This window comes from Amycolatopsis sp. NPDC051045 (assembly GCF_040682955.1).
GTDB lineage: Bacteria > Actinomycetota > Actinomycetes > Mycobacteriales > Pseudonocardiaceae > Amycolatopsis.
This window is the reverse complement of the sequence record NZ_JBFBCC010000001.1, coordinates 463,821-481,707: the sequence shown is the minus strand read 5'-3', so window position 1 is coordinate 481,707 and position 17,887 is coordinate 463,821. Positions and strand designations below refer to the sequence as shown.

The 17,887-nt window shown below is 71.1% G+C and carries 15 protein-coding genes; 12 read left to right on the top strand and 3 right to left on the bottom strand.

The annotated features are described in order from the left end of the window. Positions 1 to 86 precede the first annotated feature (86 nt). From eccCa to AB0M80_RS02315, 5 genes are all read left to right on the top strand, one after another. Positions 87 to 4,100, top strand: a complete 4,014-nt coding sequence (gene eccCa, locus AB0M80_RS02335) for a type VII secretion protein EccCa (protein WP_364557713.1) — start codon at positions 87 to 89, stop codon at positions 4,098 to 4,100. A gap of 208 nt (positions 4,101 to 4,308) precedes the next feature. Then, positions 4,309 to 6,306: a type VII secretion-associated protein gene (locus tag AB0M80_RS02330; protein ID WP_364557710.1), complete on the top strand. Its 1,998-nt coding sequence runs from the start codon at positions 4,309 to 4,311 to the stop codon at positions 6,304 to 6,306. Between the two features lie 14 nt (positions 6,307 to 6,320). Continuing rightward, positions 6,321 to 6,668, top strand: a complete 348-nt coding sequence (locus AB0M80_RS02325) for a hypothetical protein (protein WP_364557707.1) — start codon at positions 6,321 to 6,323, stop codon at positions 6,666 to 6,668. 256 nt (positions 6,669 to 6,924) lie between these two features. After that, complete coding sequence (locus tag AB0M80_RS02320) at positions 6,925 to 7,251, top strand: WXG100 family type VII secretion target (RefSeq protein ID WP_364557704.1); 327 nt, start codon at positions 6,925 to 6,927, stop codon at positions 7,249 to 7,251. A 56-nt stretch (positions 7,252 to 7,307) separates the two neighbouring features. Next, positions 7,308 to 7,598, top strand: coding sequence for a WXG100 family type VII secretion target (locus AB0M80_RS02315; RefSeq protein WP_364557701.1), 291 nt, complete (start codon positions 7,308 to 7,310; stop codon positions 7,596 to 7,598). Between the two features lie 77 nt (positions 7,599 to 7,675). Here AB0M80_RS02315 and AB0M80_RS02310 read toward each other — a convergent pair whose 3' ends face one another. Both AB0M80_RS02310 and AB0M80_RS02305 read right to left on the bottom strand, forming a co-directional pair. Continuing rightward, a complete protein-coding gene (locus AB0M80_RS02310) occupies positions 7,676 to 8,389 on the bottom strand; it encodes a DUF4333 domain-containing protein (protein ID WP_364557699.1) in 714 nt (237 codons plus the stop codon). Positions 8,390 to 8,418: 29 nt separating this feature from the next. Next, positions 8,419 to 9,312, bottom strand: coding sequence for a hypothetical protein (locus AB0M80_RS02305; RefSeq protein WP_364557696.1), 894 nt, complete (start codon positions 9,310 to 9,312; stop codon positions 8,419 to 8,421). 263 nt (positions 9,313 to 9,575) lie between these two features. Here AB0M80_RS02305 and rplM point away from each other — a divergent pair, with 263 nt between their 5' ends. The 3 genes from rplM to glmM all read left to right on the top strand — a co-directional run bounded on the left by rplM (position 9,576) and on the right by glmM (position 12,191). After that, positions 9,576 to 10,028 (top strand): 50S ribosomal protein L13, encoded by a 453-nt coding sequence (gene rplM / locus AB0M80_RS02300; protein ID WP_308669948.1) that lies wholly within the window; start codon positions 9,576 to 9,578, stop codon positions 10,026 to 10,028. A 14-nt stretch (positions 10,029 to 10,042) separates the two neighbouring features. Next, positions 10,043 to 10,648, top strand: coding sequence for a 30S ribosomal protein S9 (rpsI, locus tag AB0M80_RS02295; RefSeq protein WP_364557693.1), 606 nt, complete (start codon positions 10,043 to 10,045; stop codon positions 10,646 to 10,648). A gap of 208 nt (positions 10,649 to 10,856) precedes the next feature. Next, a complete protein-coding gene (glmM, locus tag AB0M80_RS02290) occupies positions 10,857 to 12,191 on the top strand; it encodes a phosphoglucosamine mutase (protein ID WP_364557690.1) in 1,335 nt (444 codons plus the stop codon). Here the strand turns inward: glmM and AB0M80_RS02285 are convergent. Continuing rightward, positions 12,177 to 13,064, bottom strand: a complete 888-nt coding sequence (locus tag AB0M80_RS02285) for a cytochrome P450 (protein WP_364557687.1) — start codon at positions 13,062 to 13,064, stop codon at positions 12,177 to 12,179. The genes glmM and AB0M80_RS02285 overlap by 15 nt on opposite strands. Positions 13,065 to 13,093: 29 nt before the next feature. Here AB0M80_RS02285 and AB0M80_RS02280 point away from each other — a divergent pair, with 29 nt between their 5' ends. The 4 genes from AB0M80_RS02280 to AB0M80_RS02265 all read left to right on the top strand — a co-directional run bounded on the left by AB0M80_RS02280 (position 13,094) and on the right by AB0M80_RS02265 (position 17,887). Next, positions 13,094 to 14,641 (top strand): fatty acyl-AMP ligase, encoded by a 1,548-nt coding sequence (locus AB0M80_RS02280; RefSeq protein ID WP_364557684.1) that lies wholly within the window; start codon positions 13,094 to 13,096, stop codon positions 14,639 to 14,641. Continuing rightward, entirely contained in the window at positions 14,634 to 14,894 is a 261-nt protein-coding gene (locus AB0M80_RS02275) for an acyl carrier protein (RefSeq protein ID WP_364557682.1), read from the top strand. Before AB0M80_RS02280 ends, AB0M80_RS02275 begins: the two co-directional genes overlap by 8 nt. Before the next feature lie 153 nt (positions 14,895 to 15,047). Next, the gene (locus AB0M80_RS02270; RefSeq protein ID WP_364557679.1) at positions 15,048 to 15,362 is read left to right on the top strand and encodes a hypothetical protein; all 315 of its coding nucleotides are present in this window, start codon (positions 15,048 to 15,050) and stop codon (positions 15,360 to 15,362) included. Next, the gene (locus tag AB0M80_RS02265) at positions 15,362 to 17,887 is read left to right on the top strand and encodes a WXG100 family type VII secretion target (RefSeq protein WP_364557677.1); all 2,526 of its coding nucleotides are present in this window, start codon (positions 15,362 to 15,364) and stop codon (positions 17,885 to 17,887) included. Before AB0M80_RS02270 ends, AB0M80_RS02265 begins: the two co-directional genes overlap by 1 nt.

Sequence of the window (17,887 nt, the reverse complement as noted above, 5' to 3'; positions counted from 1 at the left end):
CCACCGCGGCGTTCGATAGGTTGTTCCGCGCACCTTGCGCACTAAACGGTGGCCGCCATCGTCGAGTTTGAATGAGGGGTCCTTCGATGAGCACGCTGCAGTTCAAGAAGTCGCCGCGGCTGGCGGCACCGCGCCCACCGGGCGGCGAGGTGCACCTCGAGCCGCCGCCCGAGGTGCCCCGGGTCATTCCCGGCAACATCGTGATGAAGGCGCTTCCGGTCGTCATGATCGTCGCGTCGCTCGGGATGATGGTCTTCATGTTCCAGGCCAGCAACCGGAACCCGATGATGATGGCCATGGGCGGCATGATGGTCGTCGGGACGCTCGGGATGATGGCCGGCGGTGGCGGCAAGGGCGGCGGCGCCAAGCGCGCCGAGATGGACGAAGACCGCAAGGACTACCTCCGCTACCTGGGCCAGATGCGCGACCGCGCCCGCGAGGCGATGGTCGACCAGCGCGCCGCGCTCGAGTGGGTGCACCCCGACCCGCAGTCCCTGTGGTCGCTGGCCGCCAGCCGCCGCATGTGGGAGCGCCGCCAGAACGACCAGGACTTCCTGCACCTGCGCGTCGGGCGCAGCTCGCACCGCCTCGCGACGCGGCTGGTCCCGCCGCAGACCGGGCCGGTCGACGAGCTGGAGCCGATCGCCACCCTCGCGCTGCGCCGGTTCGTGCGCGCGCACTCGATCGTGCCGGACCTGCCGACCCAGATCACCCTCCGCGGGTTCGCCGCGGTGAGCATGCAGGGCGACCGCGCGCTGACCCGCGGCCTCACCCGCGCGATGCTCGCGCAGCTCGTCACCTTCCACAGCCCCGACGACGTGCTGATCGCGGTCGCCACCGCGGGGCGCGCGAAGGAGGAGTGGGAGTGGGCGAAGTGGCTCCCGCACGCCCAGCACCCGACGCTGGCCGACGGCATCGGCCAGCTCCGCATGATGGCCGGTTCGCTGGCCCAGATCGAAAACTGGCTCGACGAAGAGCTGCGTGACCGCCAGCGCTTCTCCCGCAACGCCACCCCGGCGCCGGACCAGCCGCACGTCGTGATCATCATCGACGACGCCGAGGTCACCCGCGAGGAGCAGATCCTCCTCGAGGAGGGCCTGGTCGGCGTCACGCTGGTCGACCTGTCCGACTCCCTCGGCAACCTCGCCGCCCGCCGCGGTCTCCGGCTGGTCGTGGAGGCCGACAGGCTGGGCGCGCGCAGTGCCGGCGGCGTCGAGTGGTTCGGCCGCCCGGACACCCTCAGCCTGGTCGAGACCGAGTCGCTGGCCCGGCTCATCTCGCCGTACCGCGTCGGCGGCGCCGCGGGCCAGGACGTCGGCGACGAAGAGCCGCTGCTGTCCAACCCGTCGCTGCTGGAACTGCTCGGCATCCCGGGCGACCCGATGACCTTCGACGTCCAGCAGGCGTGGCGGCCGCGGCCGATCCGCGACCGCTACCGCGTGCCGTTCGGCGTGGGGGAGTACGGCCAGCCGGTCGAGCTGGACATCAAGGAAGCCGCCGCCGAAGGCATGGGCCCGCACGGTCTCTGCATCGGGGCGACCGGTTCCGGCAAGTCCGAGTTCCTCCGCACCCTGGTGCTGGGCCTGCTGGCCACGCACTCGTCGAGCACGCTGAACTTCGTCCTCGTCGACTTCAAGGGTGGCGCGACGTTCATGGGCCTGGACAAGGCCCCGCACGTTTCCGCGGTCATCACGAACCTCGCGGACGAAGTCACGCTCGTCGACCGCATGAGGGACGCGCTGGCCGGCGAGATGAACCGGCGCCAGGAGGCGCTGAAGAACGGCGGCAACTTCAAGAACGTCTGGGAATACGAGAAAGCGCGCGAAAACGGCGCCGACCTCGACCCGCTGCCGGCGCTGTTCATCGTCTGCGACGAGTTCTCCGAGCTGCTGTCGGCGAAGCCGGACTTCATCGACCTGTTCGTCGCCATCGGCCGGCTGGGCCGGTCGCTGCAGATGCACATGCTGCTCGCCTCGCAGCGCCTGGAGGAAGGCAAGCTGCGCGGCCTGGACTCGCACCTGTCGTACCGGATCGGCCTCAAGACGTTCTCGGCGGCGGAGTCCCGCGCCGCGATCGGCGTGCCGGACGCGTTCGAGCTGCCGTCGGTCCCCGGTGGCGGGTACCTCAAGTACGACACGTCGACCCTGGTGCGGTTCAAGGCGTCCTACGTCTCGGGCCCGTACCGGCCGGCCGGCCTCAAGGTGGCGGGCCCGGCGGCGACCGTGGTCCGCGCGGACAAGCGGCCGCAGCTGTTCGTCCCGGACTTCGTCGAGCTGCCGAAGGAGCCGGAGCCGCAGTTCGTCGAGGCGGCCCCGAAGGAAGAGCAGCGGCAGCCCGAAGAGGCGGTCGAACCCAGCGAGCTCGACGTCATCGTGTCGCGACTGGTCGGCCAGGGCCCGCCGGCGCACGAGGTGTGGCTGCCGCCGCTGAAGGACCCGAACTCGCTCGACACCCTGCTGCCCAACCTGAACCCGACCGAAGACCGCGGCCTGTCCCCGGTGGGCTTCTTCGGCAACGGGCGGCTGCAGGTGCCGCTGGGCATCATCGACCGGCCGTACGAGCAGCGCCGTGACCCGCTCTGGGCGGACTTCTCCGGCGCGGCCGGCCACGGCGTGATCGTCGGCGGCCCGCAGACGGGCAAGTCGACCATGCTGCGGACGCTGATCATGTCGATGGCGCTGACGCACACGCCGGAGGAAGCCCAGTTCTACTGCCTCGACCTCGGTGGTGGCACCTTGTCGGGGCTCGCTGACCTGCCGCACGTCGGTGGCGTCGCGGTCGCGCGGCGCGAGCCGGACAAGGCCCGCCGGATCGTGGCCGAGCTGACCACCCTGCTCACCGAGCGGGAAGGCCGGTTCGGGGCGATGGGCATCGACTCGATGACCGAGTTCCGCAACCGCAAGCGCCGCGGGGAGATCCGGCCGGACCAGGACCCGTTCGGCGACGCGTTCCTGGTCGTCGACAACTGGCGGGCCCTGCGCGACGACTTCGAAGAGCTCGAAACCTCGATCACCCGGCTCGCCACGCAGGGTCTGTCCTACGGCGTGCACGTGATCATCGCCGCCAACCGGTGGGCCGACATCCGGCCGGCGATCAAGGACATGCTGGGCACCCGGTTCGAGCTGCGCCTCGGTGACCCGACCGAGTCGGACATCGACCGGCGCGTCGCGGTGAACATCCCGGCGGGGCGGCCGGGCCGGGGCCTGACCCGCGAGAAGCTGCACATGCTGGGCGGCCTGCCGCGGATCGACGGCTCCAGCGACCCGGAGACGATCGCGGCCGGCGTGGCCGACGCGGTGGCGAAGATCAAGGCCGCGTGGCGCGGCCGCGTCGCGCCGCAGGTCCGCCTGCTGCCGGAGCTGATCACCTACGAAGACGTCCTCAAGCTCGACACCGCGCGGGACTCCAAGCTCATCCCGATCGGTGTCAACGAAGAGGACCTGCAGCCGATCTACATCGACTTCAACGCCGAACCGCACTTCTACGCCTTCGCCGACGGCGAGTCGGGCAAGACGAACCTGCTGCGGCAGATCGCCCGGGGCATCTCGGAGCGCTACACCGCCAAGGAAGCGCTCATCCTGCTGGTCGACTACCGGCGCACGATGCTCGGCTTCATCCAGGGCGACTCGCTCCTCGGGTACGCGGTCTCGGCCGCGCAGCTGGAGAGCATGGTCGGCGACGTCTTCAACTCGATGACCCGGCGCCTGCCGGGCCCGGACGTCACGCAGGAGCAGCTGAAGACGCGGTCCTGGTGGAAGGGTCCGGAGCTGTTCATCCTCGTCGACGACTACGACCTGGTGGCCACCTCGAGCACCAACCCGCTGCGGAAGATCTCCGACTTCCTGCCCCAGGCCAAGGACGTCGGCCTGCACCTGGTGGTCGTGCGGCGCACCGGTGGCGCGAGCAAGGCGATGTACGACCCGATCATCGGCAAGCTCAAGGAGATCGCGGCCCCGGGCATGGTGATGAACGGCTCCCGCGACGAGGGTGCGCTGGTCGGCAACATCAAGGCGAGCGCGATGCCGCCGGGCCGGGGCAACCTGCTGACCCGCAAGAACGGCAAGCAGCTCATCCAGGTCTCGTGGATCCAGCCCGACTAGGCTGTGCCGTTCGTTCCCAATCCGACCACAGTCACGGCCGAATGGTTTCGTGGAACGGTTACGTGCTTCGGGGGTGGCGGCCTGCTTTTGGCCGGATTGGGAACAGGGCGGCGGGGCACCCGGCGGCGAAGGGTAGGTTCCTTCCCGGGGGCGCGCCCCGCCGGCCGGGCGTGGGAAATGAACACTGGGCATTCTTCGGGAGCTGCTGGTGACGGTCCGGGTTGCGGTGGACTTCGGGACATCGAGTACCTGTGTCGTCGCCTCGGTGAACGGGCGCGAGCCGCAGGTGGTGGTGATCGACGGCCAGCCGCTGATGTCCTCGGCGGTGTACGCGGCGGCGGACGGCACGCTGTTCGTCGGCCAGGAGGCCGAGCGGCAGGCGGCGGTCGACCCGTCGCGGTACGAGCCGCACCCGAAGCGGCGGATCGACGAAGGCGAACTGCTGCTCGGTGACAGCGTCCTGCGCGTCACCGATGTCGTGCACGCCGTGCTGGGACGCGCGGTCGCCGAAGCGCGCCGGCTGGCCGGCGACGCCGAGATCGACCTGCTGGTGCTGACCCACCCGGCGGACTGGGGCGCGATCCGCACCCGGCTGCTGCGGCAGGCCGCGGGCGGGCTGGCGCGCGAGGTCGCGCTGGTGCCGGAGCCGGTCGCGGCGGCGGTGTACCACGCGGCGACGTTCGCGCCGCAGGACGTGACGAACGACCGCACCGTGGAGTTCAGCGGCCGCCCCGGCGACGCGCTCGCGGTGCTGGACCTCGGCGGCGGCACGGTCGACGTCAGTGTGGTGCGGCGGCTGCCGCCGGACACCGCGCGGGACCGCGCCGGCCGTCCGCAGCGCGGTGGCTTCCAGGTGCTCGCCGCCCGCGGCGACCCCGGCTTCGGTGGTGCGGACATCGACCAGGCGCTGCTGGAGCACGTCGGTTCCCTGGTTTCCGCCGCGGACCCGGACGCCTGGCGCGAGCTCGTCGAAGGGCGCGAGCTGGTCGACCGGCGCCGGCGCCGCGTGCTGCGCCAGGACGTGCGCGGCGCGAAGGAGACGTTGTCGCGGCACGCCTACACGGATGTGCCGATGCCGCCGCCGTTCGCCGACGCGCACGTCACCCGCGAAGACCTCGAGCGGCTGATCGCGGCGCCGCTGGGCCGGGCCGTCGAGCTGACGGTCGCGGCGATCGGCGACGCCGGCCTGCGGCCGAAACAGCTCACGGCGATCTTCCTGGTCGGCGGGTCCAGCCGGATCCCGATGATCTCGCGGCTGGTGCACGAACGCACCGGTGTCGTGCCGACGAGCCTCGACCAGCCCGAGACGGTCGTCGCGCGCGGCGCGCTGCGGGCGGTGCTGGTGGATCCGGACCGCACCGGCGCGCTCCCCGGCGAAGCGATGGCGCGGCTGGGCGCGGCGCCGGGCGGCGCCCTCGGCCCGGCGGCGCAGCGCACGGAGGTCGTCCGCCCCGGCGACCTCGCCCCGCGTCCGGGGGACGCGGGGTCGCGCCCGGCGCCGCCGCGCACGCCCCGGCCCACCGGATTCCCGAACCGTGCGGCCCCGCCGCCGTCGCCGCCCCACGGGCAGCCGGCGGCCCGGCCGTGGACCCCGTCCGGGGGCCCGCCCCCCGGCGGCCCGTCCGGCAACCGGCCCGGCGGCGCCACCGCGCAGCCGGAAGAGAAGAGCCGCAAGAAGCTCTGGGGGATCGTCGGCGTCGCGGTGGCCGTCGTGGCCGCGCTCGTCGTCACCGGGTTCTTCGTGTTCGACGACTCCGAGAGCGGCCGGATACTTTCGCAGTACGACTTCAAGTTCGTCGCGCCCGAAGACTGGGTCCAGACCGACGACCGGGTCGCCGACCGCCAGGTCGTCATCCACCCGCAGGAGTCCCGCGACGGCAACGACCTCCTGGTCGCGCAGGAGTTCGTCATGGACTACGACGCGACCGCGAACCCGCAGAAGCTCGTCGACGAGCTGAACGGGATCGCCGAAAACCGGCCGGACCGCTGGAGCGCGATCAACCCGAACCTGTCCTACGCCGGCAAGACGGTGATCGGGTACCACGAGACCAAGCCGGACCGGCCCGATCTCCAGGTCGACTGGTACGTCGTGGCGAAGGGCCGCATCCGGGTCCACGTCGGCTGCCAGTACGCCACCGCCCCGCTGCGGGAGCGGGTCGGTGCCGCCTGCGCGCAGGCCGTGCGCACGGTGGAAATCCTCAACTGAGAGGAGGGCACGCGGTGCCGTCCGAAGAATTCGAAAGCGCCGCGGCGTCCTTCAAGCGGATCGGTCAGGATGCGGTGACGCACGCGCGGCGCGTCGCCGGGAACGCGAAGGCGCGCAACCAGCGGCACCACAGCGAAAACGCCGATCTCCTGAAGCGGAGCGGACGCGGCGCGAAGACCGGCGATCCGACGCCCGGCACGCTGCGCGCGGCCGCCGAACGGTTCCGCCGTGCCCGGGGGCTGTCGGTTCCGGTCGTTCCCGATCCGGTTCCTTCCCGTTCGCAATCTCCGGTCCGGACCCCTCGACCGGGTGACGACGACGAAGACTTTTCCCAGATGCGAATCATGCAACGCGATCAGTGAAATCGGGCCGCCGGTCGCTGTGCGCGTGCTAATCCTGCTGGTGGGGACGGCGTTTTCGGGTGCTGCGCCCCTGGTTCGGCGCGTTCCCCGCATACCCACGGCGACCGGTTCCCGGCCTGGGCGTTAACGCAAGCAACTACTTCCGGGCAAACGACGACAAGGGGGAACCGGACGTGGCAGTGTCTGCGTCGTAGGGCCGTACGAACGAACAAGCTTGGTTACGGCCAACCATCACTTCACAGAAGGGGGTCCCGGCATGAGCGGCGGGCCAGGATTTCAAGGGACAGTTGCGCAGTTCACCGACGCCGAGGGCAGGGTGACCGAGGTTCGCGCCCAGATGGACCGGAACCTCTCGACGCTGCGCGACCGCATCGAGGCCACCCGCGCCGGCTGGCGGGGTGAGGCGCAGAAGGCGTTCGACCACGTGATGCTGCGCTTCGACGAGGACGCTCGTGGCATGAACCAGGCGCTGCAGCGCATTGGTGAGCTGCTCCGCGAGGCCGGCTCCAAGTACGAGCGTTCCGAGCAGCAGCAGCAGGAGATCCTCGGCGCCGTGAACCGCGGCTTCGACGCTCTCGGCTGAACATCTCCCGAATCTTTCCCGACCGTCCAGCATCTTCAGCTCAAAAGGAGTAGGCCATGTCCGACGCCGGCATTGTCGTCAATTATGCCACCATCCGCGCGGCCGCGGACGACTGCACGCAGACCGGGGGTGAGCTGCAGGCCGCGTTCGACCGTCTCAAGGACGACCTCAAGCCGCTGGTCACCACCTGGACCGGTTCCGCGAAGGAGCAGTACGACCAGGCCCAGCGCAACTGGGACCAGAAGTTCGAGGACCTGAAGCAGGTTCTGGCGCAGATCGCCGCCGCCCTGCCGCAGATCGCCGACGGTTACCAGTCGACGGACAACGCCGTCGAAGGCCTGTTCTGAGCCGGTAGTCCCGGAAACCACGGCGGGCCCGCACTCCGGTGCGGGGCCCGCCGTTTTCTGTTGACGGGCAAGGAAAGTCAGTGCGGGGCGCCGACCTCGTACTCGGGCCGGTCGTTGAGGACCCGCACGGTCACCTTCTTCTGCTGCCCGCCGATCGTCACCGTGCAGTCGAAGGTCGTGCCGTTCGTCGCGGCTTCGTTCGCCGGGCACTGCGCGTTCTTCACGTCGGGCTCGCCGTAGTTCTCGTTCAGGACCTTCACCACACCGTCCTGAAGGGACTGTTGCTCCAGGACGTCCCCGCGGAACGCGCCCAGCAGCCACGCGGTCCCGCCGCCGACGGCGAGCACCAGGACCGCCGCCGCGGCGATCAGCAACGGCTTCTTCGACTTCGGCTTCTTCTCCGGCTCGACGGCGAAAGCGCCGAGACCGCCGTACTGCGCCGGCTGGAACCCGCCGCCGTACTGCTGCTGTTGCGGCCCCTGGCCGGGCGTCGGCGGCTGCTGCGGCGTCGGCTGGGACGGTGGCGACCACGGCCCGCTGTTCGGCTGCCCCGGCTGCCACGGTCCCGAGAACGACCCCGTCGTGCCGGGCTGCGGCGCCTGGTTCCACTGGCCGGTGTAGGACCCGGTGGCCGGGTCGGGGTGCTGCTGCTGCCATTGCCCGGCGTGCGGGCCGGTCGCCTGCTGCTCGGGCTGCCACGCGCCGGGCTGCGGCGGCGCACCCGGCGTGCCGGGTGGGTTCGCCGGTGGCAGCCACCACTGCGGCTGCCGCGGGTCGGGTGGCTGGGTCATCGGAGATCACCTCGGGTCGTGGTCACGCGTCAGCTGCCCTGCGCTTCGCCGAGCCGGCGGTAGAACTCGTCCATCGCCGCCCGGTCCGGCAGCACCGTGATCTGGCTCGCGTCCGGCAGCTTCGGCAGGTCCTGCAGGCTCGCCTTGCCGGTGAACCGGAATTCGTACTTGAGTTCTACCTGGTGGCCGTCGCCGGCGAACTTGGCCTCCATCGCGAAGGAGACCAGGCTGCCGTCGGGGTTCAGCGTGATCGTGGCCGGGACCGCGGCCTTCTTCAGCTCCGGCCCGATCTGGTCGGTGATGCTCGGCGGCAGGATCTCGACCCTGTTCTTGACGAAGATCTCGAACGGCACGTTCACGGTCAGCGCGGTCTTGCCTTCGCCGAGGCTCTTCGCCCCGCGGACGGCGCGCTTGTCGGCCTCGTAGGCGGTCACGGTCGAGTCCGCCATCCGGCACGGGGTGAGCACCCCGCCCCAGGCGCACGGCACGACCAGGCCGGCCTCCGGCTTCGGCATCGACACCCACGCCGTCGGCGAGACGCCCTTCTGCACGTAGACCGGGCCGAGGTAGGTGTACTCGACCGTGCCGTCGGCGGGCGTGTACGTGTCGATGATCTCGTCCGGGTTCTTCAGCGAGCGGTGCCGCACGGCGCGGTTCTCCGGGGAGCCGGTGCGGGCCGAGGTGACGACGCTGTGGACCCACTTGTCGTCGAACTTGAAGTAGGCGTCCAGCGAGTTGGTGACGTCGCGCGTGTCGGTGATGGCGTCGCCGAGCTTGCCGATCACCTGTTCGAACTTGCCGCCGACGTAGTCCGCCGCGTCGTCGCCCTTCGGCAGCGCGGTGCCCGCCTTCGCCTGGCCGCAGGCGCTGACCAAGGCCAGCAGGGCGCCCAGGACGAAGATCGCCGTCGGTCGTTTCCTCATGCCGTCCCCTGCTCGACTGTGCCTCGGTCCCGGGCCCCATCCTCGCGTGTCGCGGCGACGCGTGCAGGCGCTTCCAGGGAAAACTCAGGTAGAGTCCCGGCTGCGTCCGGGCCGCCCGGAGCCTAGTATGGGCGCTTCCACCACCCCCCATGCGCGGGTGCGGTGACCGTGGGGGTATCTTCATATGTCGTTGTGCGTTGCGGCGCATCAGCGCGCTAGGCCCGCACAGAACCCACACGCAATGTTGACGACGAGGTAGACCCTTGCCCACGTACAGCCCCAAGCCCGGCGACGTCACTCGTGCCTGGCACGTGATCGACGCCGAGGATGTCGTGCTCGGACGGCTGGCGACCGAGGTCGCCACGCTGCTGCGCGGCAAGCACAAGCCGACCTACGCCCCGCACGTGGACACCGGTGACTTCGTCATCATCGTCAACGCCGAGAAGGTCGCGCTCACCGGAAACAAGCGCGAGCAGAAGTTCGCGTACCGGCACAGCGGTTACCCGGGCGGTCTGCGGAAGCGTTCGTTCGGCGAACTGCTGGACACCAAGCCCGAACACCTTCTCGAGAAGGTCGTCAAGGGCATGCTGCCGAAGAACAAGCTCGGCCGCGCCCAGGCGAAGAAGCTGAAGGTCTACGCCGGCCCGCAGCACCCGCACGCCGCGCAGCAGCCGCAGGCGCGCGAGATCACCAAGATCGCGCAGGTCGCGCAGTGAGTGAGGAACAGTCTGTGACCAGCCCCGAGACCGAGACCCCCGAGGTCGCTGAGGCCCCCGAGGCGACCGAGACGGGCGCCGTCGAGACCAGCGAGACGCCTGCTGCGACCAGCGAGACTCCCGCCGCGACCAGCGAGACGCCTGTCGCCACGAGCGAGACGCCTGCTGCGACCAGCGAGACCCCCGTCGCCACCAGCGAGAGCACCGCTGCGCCGCGTCCGTCGCGCGCCGCGGGTGGCAACGCGCAGACCGTCGGCCGCCGCAAGGAAGCCGTCGTCCGCGTACGCGTCGTGCCGGGCACCGGTCAGTTCAAGCTCAACGGCCGCACCCTCGAGGAGTACTTCCCGAACAAGGTGCACCAGCAGCTCATCAAGGACCCGCTGGTCCTGGTCGAGAAGCCGGACTCGTTCGACATCTTCGCCAACCTGCACGGTGGCGGCGTCTCGGGTCAGGCGGGCGCGCTGCGCCTGGCGATCGCCCGTGCGCTCATCGAGGTCGACGCCGACGACCGCCCGGCCCTCAAGAAGGCCGGCTTCCTGACCCGTGACGCGCGCGCCACGGAGCGGAAGAAGTACGGCCTCAAGAAGGCCCGCAAGGCCCCGCAGTACAGCAAGCGCTGATCGCGCCCCGAGGCGCAACCCACCGGAGCGCCCATCCGTCCATCGGATGGGCGCTCCGGCGTTTTTGCCGGGTGTTCGTGTCGGTTCCGGGCTTGTGTCATTTCCAAGACGGGGAGCGACATCCCGGGGTGGGGGAAGGCGGCCCGCACGGGTCGCTACGTTTGTCGTGGTGGCTGCGCTGCCGCAGCCGCACTGAGGAGGTCGATCGATGGCACGCCTGTTCGGGACCGACGGGGTCCGTGGCCTGGCCAACGCCGAGCTGACGCCGGAGCTGGCGCTGGCGCTGGCGGCCAGCGCCGCCCGCGTGCTCGCCGCGCACGACCGCTCGCACCGGCCGGTCGCGGTCGTCGGCCGCGACCCGCGCGCCAGCGGTGAGATGCTCGAAGCCGCGGTCGTGGCGGGCCTCACGTCCGCCGGGGCCGACGTGCGCCGCGTCGGCGTCCTGCCCACGCCGGCCGTCGCCTACCTGGTCGGCGCGCTCGAGGCCGACCTCGGCGTGATGATCTCCGCCTCGCACAACCCGATGCCCGACAACGGCATCAAGCTCTTCGCCGCGGGCGGGCACAAGCTCCCCGACGGCATCGAGGACGAGATCGAAGCCGGCCTCGCGGCCGGCAAGGTCCGCCCGACGGGCGCCGGTGTGGGCCGCGTCACGGACGTCGAAGACGCCCTCGACCGCTACGCCACCCATCTGCTCGACGTCACGCCGCACCCGCTCGCCGGGCTCAAGGTGGTCGTCGACTGCGCCAACGGTGCCTCCGCCGCAGCCGCGCCGGAGATCTACCGCCGGGCCGGCGCCGAGGTCGTCGCGCTCCACGCCGACCCGGACGGCATCAACATCAACGAGCACTGCGGCTCCAACCACCCGGAGAAGCTGCGCGAGGCGGTCGTCGCCCACGGCGCCGACCTCGGCATCGCGCACGACGGCGACGCCGACCGCTGCGTGGCCGTCGACTCCGCCGGCGAGCTGGTGGACGGGGACCAGATCATGGCGGTCCTGGCGCTCGCGCTGGCCGAGTCCGGCGAGCTGGCCAAGGACACGCTGGTCGCCACCGTGATGAGCAACCTCGGCCTGCACCTGGCCATGAAGGCGCACGGCATCCACGTCGTCACGACCGCGGTCGGCGACCGGTACGTCCTCGAGGAGCTGCGGGCCGGCGGGTTCGCGCTCGGTGGCGAGCAGTCCGGCCACGTCGTGCTCCCGGCGCACGCCACCACCGGCGACGGCCTGCTCACCGCGCTCCGCCTGATGAGCCGCATGGCCGAGACGGGCAAGTCCCTGGCCGACCTGGCGGCCGTGATGAACCGGCTACCGCAGGTGCTGGTCAACGTCCGGGTCGCCGACAAGGCCGCGGTCGCCGGTTCCTCCGAGGTCCGCGACGCCGTCGGCGCGGTCGAGGCCGAGCTGGGCGAGGAAGGCCGGGTGCTGCTGCGCCCGTCCGGCACCGAACAGCTGGTCCGCGTGATGGTCGAGGCCCCGGCGCAGGCGATCGCCCAGGCCGCGGCCGACCGCCTGGCCGGCGTCGTCTCAGCGGTTTCCTGACGGGAGGGTGACCACGGCCTTCGCCAGGCCGTGGAACACCGGGTGGGTCTTCCACCGCACTTCGCCCACCCGGCACCCGCCGTGCAGGACTTTCGCCAACGCGCCCAGCGCGATCTCGCCCTCGGCCACCGCGACCCCGGAGCCGGGGCACGCGTGGCGGCCCAGACCGAACGGCAGGCCGTCGGCCAGCGAGATCGCCACCGGGCCGTCCGGGCCGAAACGCAGCACGTACCGGGCCGGGCAGATCGCCGTCGCCAGCTCGCGCACACTCCGCGGCTCCGGCGCCGAAGCGAGCTCCAGCCCGGCGCAGGCCAGGAAGTTCAGCGAGTTTTCGTAGGCCGCGTGCGCGAGCACGACCGGGGTGAACATCAGCTCGTCGTCGTCGAGCCGCCCGGCCGCGTGCGCCGCACGCAGGGCCGTCAAGCCGCCCGGCCCGGCCGGGGCCCGGCTCAGCTGCACCGCCAGCCGGAACGCGGCCGCCTGCCCCGCCCGGTCGGTGCCGCCGAAGACGTCGAGGTTCGCCGTCGTGGCCTCCAAGCGGTCCAGGAACGCGTCGTCGAGGTCCAGGCCCAGCACCGCCGCCGTCACCGAACCCGCGATCGGCCGCGCGAAGTCGCGCACCAGGTCGAACGCCGGGCCCAGCCCGGCCACCACGGTTTCGATCCCGGCTCGCAGGGCTCCGGGGAACGGTTCCAGCCCGGCGATGATCTCTCTCAGCACCCCGCGCACCCGTGCGTGGTCTTCGCCGTCACGCAGGAGCAGGCTGGGGGAGCCGCCGCCCGGATCCGACGTCAGCTCGCGAGCGCGCAGGGCCCGCGCGCTCGCGTCACGTCCGGACACCACGCGGATGCCGTGCCGTTCGAACTCCTCCATCGCCGCACACGGTAGGGCAGGATGAGTCCGTGCCGCCCGCAGCAGTCCCGGACGAGGTCCTGACCACGCCGCTCACGGGCTACCTGCTCCGCAACGCCGCCGAGGACCGCCCCGCGTTCACCTGCCGCACCTTCCCGGGACCGGCCGACCACACCCTGACCTGGCCGCGGCTGCTCGCCCGCGTCCGCGGGGTCGCCCGCGAGCTGCGACGCTTCACTCGCCCGGGTGACCGCGTGGCGATCGTCGCCCGGCAGGACCTCGACTACGTCGTCGCTTTCCTCGGCACGCTCTACGCGGGCCGCGTCGCGGTGCCGCTGTCCGTCCCGATCGGCCGCACGAGTCGCGCCCGGATCGAGTCGGCCTTCGCGGACGCCACCCCGACGGCCTGCTTGACCTCGAAGAACCTCGTGGAGAAGGTCCCGTCGCCGCCGGCCGTCGTGCTCGCCGTCGAGGACATCGAGCCCGCCGACGCCGAGCCGCCCGCCGCGGTGGCGATGACCGATCCGGCGTACCTGCAGTACACCTCCGGCTCGACGCGCCGCCCCGCCGGCGCGGTGATCTCGCACCGCGCGCTGGTGGCCAGCTGCTGGCAGACCACGCGGTGCTACCACGCCGACGCGTCGACCCCGCTGGCCGGCTGGGTCCCGTTCTTCCACGACATGGGCCTGGTTCTGCTCATCGCCACGCCCGTCTTCCTCGGGTCGCGGTCGGTGTTCTTCACGCCGATGGAGTTCGTGCGCGACCCGCTGCGCTGGATCCGGCTGCTGGCCGAGCACCCGGGTGTCATCAGCGCCGCGCCCAACTTCGCGTTCGACCTGGCTTCCGAAGCGGCAGGGGACCTCGAAGCCGTCGACCTCTCGCGCGTGAACTCGGTGCTGAACGGCAGCGAGCCGGTCCGCGCGGCCACCGTCGAGGCCTTCGAACGGGCCTTCGCCCCGTTCGGGCTGCCGCGCGCGGCGCAGAAACCGGCTTACGGATTGGCCGAGGCGACGGTGTTCGTCACGAGCGCGGGCGACGAGGGCCCCACCGTGCGGACGTTCGACGACGGCGAGCCCCGCGTGTCGGTCGGTCGGCCGTACGGCCAGCGGATCCGCATCGTCGACGAAGAGATCTGGGTCTCCGGTCCCAACGTCGCCGACGGTTACTGGGGCCGGCCGGACGACGCTGACACCTTCACCGAGGACGGCTGGCTGCGCACCGGCGACCTCGGGTTCGTCCACGACGGACTGCTGTACGTCGCCGGCCGGCTCAAGGACCTGATCATCGTCGACGGCCGCAACCACTACCCGCAGGACATCGAGGCGACGGTCGAGGCCGCGCACCCGAGCGTCCGGCGCGTCGCCGCGTTTGCCGTGCGGGACGGCCGCGGCGAAGGCGTCGCCGTCGTCGCCGGGTGCACCGCGCCGGACGAGTCGGTCGAGACGGCCGTGCGGCGGGCGGTCTCGGCTGGCCACGACCTGCCGCTGCGCGCCCTGTGGCTGGTGCGGCCGGGCGAGGTGCCGCGGACTTCCAGCGGCAAGGTCTCCCGCGCCGCGGCCCGCGAGCGCTGGTGGGGCGAGAATGAGCGGCATGGCTGACCCGGGCACCTACGTCGACCAGATCCGGCGGATCATCTGCTTCGCGCTGGAGCTCCCGCCCGAACGGCTCACCGACACCACGCCGTTCGACGACCTCGGCATGACCTCCCGGCAGCGGATCCAGCTGCTTTCCCGGGTCGAGGTGACCTACGGCGTCTCGGTCGACCTCGACGAGCTCGACCGGCTGGTGGACATCCGCGGCGTCGCCGAGGTGCTCTCCGAGGCGGTCGCGGCGCAGCGCCTCGGAGAGTAGGTCCCGGGCGGGTGCACTTCGCGGAAGCCCAGGTCCGGCGCCCGGGCGACCGCTAGACTCTGTGTGCATCTGCGACGGCACCGAACGGTGTCCGGGCGCGTCACAGTCTTGGAACCCGAGCCAGGGACTGTGGGATCGAAGGGGGCAGCGACCATGCCAGACGGGTATGCAGCGAGTTCGGAGGCGATGACGCGGGCGCAGATCCGCCTTGCGGACGCCGCCGACGACCCGGCGGCCGAAGCGAAGAAAGTCGCGCCGACCGAGATCGCCGCCGCGGACTTCGGCCGCGTGCACCAGGAGAGCTTCGGCAAGTACAAGGCCGGGATCGACGAGATCGGCGCGGGCATGACCGGGCTGTCGAACGCCCTCATGAACCTGGGCAGCGGGATCGGCACGGCCGGCTCCAAGTACACCTCGCAGGAAGCGAACGCCGGCGCGCAGGCGAACCAGGCCGGAGGCAACCGCTGATGGCCGAATGGGCTGACATCAAGAAGGTCCTCGACGACCCGAACGTCTCCATGGACGCGAAAACCAAGCTCATGGAGGAGTACAGCGAGGACACCTTCAACTTCAGCGATGAAGAAGAAGAGTACGCGAAGAGGTACATCGAGGGTTATTCCGACGATTTCTTCGGCAACGACTGGCTGCCGGGATCGTCCTCCGACGTCGACGAAGCGCTGAAGGAAGCGCAGCAGGAAGCGTCGGCGAAGAACCAGGAGCACCAGCGCGCGACCGACCAGCGCGACCAGGCGAAGAAGAACCTCGACGGAATCGGCACGCCGACGCTGGGGGCCGGCGCGAAGACTTCCGACGAGCTGCTCGACCAGGGCAACGTCGCGGTCGACATGCTCGCGAAGTGGACCGACGAGATCTGGAACCAGATCAAGGGCGGCGAGGGGAAAACCGATTCCCAGAAGGACCTCAAGGACAAGTTCCACGAGAACCGCGGGATCCAGTTCCAGAAGTTCCTCACCGAGGCCGACGACCTCGGCAAGGCGCACAAGGTCGTCGAAGACGCGCTGACCAAGAGCGACACCGAGCTCCAGACCCTCTTCGGGGAGTGGAAGGGCAAGGGCGCCAACGCGGCGGAGATCAAGTACGACGAGACGATCAAGCCGCACGCCAAGGAGCTGTCGCAGCAGATCGACGGGGCCGCGAAGCTGATCCCGCAGACCGTGACGCACGTCTACGACGCCGTCAAGAAGAAGGTCGACGAGGTCCTGCAGCTGCACCGCCCGGTGATCGCCGAGGCCGACATCCCGATGGCCAAGGACGTCCTCAAGATCGCCAACGGCGAAACCGAGGAGTTCGACGACTTCATGAAGGTCGCCGGCTGGATCGACGCGGTCAACGCGAAGAACAACAACCCGTCGAACCTCGCCGAGCGCCTCCAGAACGACGACTGCGGCTTCAACGACGAGAACAAGGAATACGGCCGCCAGGTCTGCCGGTACTGGCGCGACGGGGCCTTCTCGAAGGAGTACAAGGGCCTGATCAACGCCTTCAACGGCTCCTGCAAAACCGCCAAGGACACCATCGACCAGCAGTTCGGCGCGCTGGCGCGGTTCATGGACGGCTACCGCAACCAGCTGACCGAGGCGAAGAACGAGAGCAAGCCCGACACCGGCGGTGGTGACAAGGGCGGCAACACCGGCGGTGGCGACAAAGGTGGCAACACCGGTGGGGGCACCGGCGGCGGCAACACCGGTGGCGGCACCGGTGGTGGCGGCACGACGCCGTCGGCGACCGAACCCCCGAAGGCCGAGGAGCCCGCGAAGCCGGAGACGGGCACGAACCCCGTCACCGGCAAGCCGCTCGAAGTCGACCCGGCGACCGGCGAGCCGTACCCCATCGACCCGAAGACCGGCGAAGCCATCAAGGACATGGACGACACGGACACGGTGTCGGTCAAGAAGGGCGACAACACGATCACGATGTCCGAGCCCGATGCGCAGGGCAAGCAGGACATCTCCGTGGACGACGGCCAGGGCCACAAGAAGGACTACCACCTCGACTGGGGTGCCGACGACAAGGCCGAGGCCAAGGGTGCGGACGGCAAGGACGGCGCGGACAAGGCCGCCTTCGGCCCGCAGGGCAGCCAGCAGGCGGTCAAGGACGGCCAGCCGTCCGCCGACGGGTCCTACAAGCCGGGGGCGGACGGCAAGATCCACATCCAGGACGGCAACCTCAAGATCACCGCGGAGCGGCCGGAAGGACCGGACGGCCCGACGATCGTGACCGTCGACGACGGCAAGGGTGAGCCGACCACCTACACCCTGGACGAGAAGGACGACCCGAAGGCCGGCGACCTCAAGGCGGACGCCAAGCCGGGTGCCGACGGCACCACCGGTACGTCCGGCGCCGGCTCGGACATCCGGCACGACGCGAACGCGGAGTCCGCGCTGACGAAGGACCCGGCGCCGGCCAACCCCGATCCGGGCTTCACGCGCAGCGAAGCGGCCTCGGGCGGGGGCGGGTTCAGCGCACCCGGCGGCTTCGAGGGTGACCTCGGCGGCGGGGGCGGCGTCGCGGCGGAGCCCGCGGTGGCGACGGCCGACGCGGGCGCCGGGGCCGGTGCCGCCGCGAGTGCCGGTGACGCGACGACGACGGCCGGTGCGAGTGACTTCGGTTCCGCCGTCACCGGCGCCGGGTCGCCGGACTTCGCCGCTGCGGTGTCGCTCGACCCGGGCGCCCAGACCGGCACTGACACGTCGCTGCCGATGTCCGACGGCGGCGGGCTCGGTGCCACTCCGGTCGACCCCGGCCTGCACCAGGCCGCCGCGAGCTCGTCGGGCATGAGCGGGATGTCCGGCATGGGCATGATGGGCGGCATGGGCGGCGCGCCCGGCGGTGGCGGTGGCGGTGGCGACCAGCAGCGCGGGCCCAGCCAGTACCGCATCGAGGGCGGCGTGTTCGAAACGAGCGGCGCGAAGGGCCGGATCAGCGGCTCGCTCGACGACGAGGGTGACCGTTCGATCCGGTACGACCGGTGA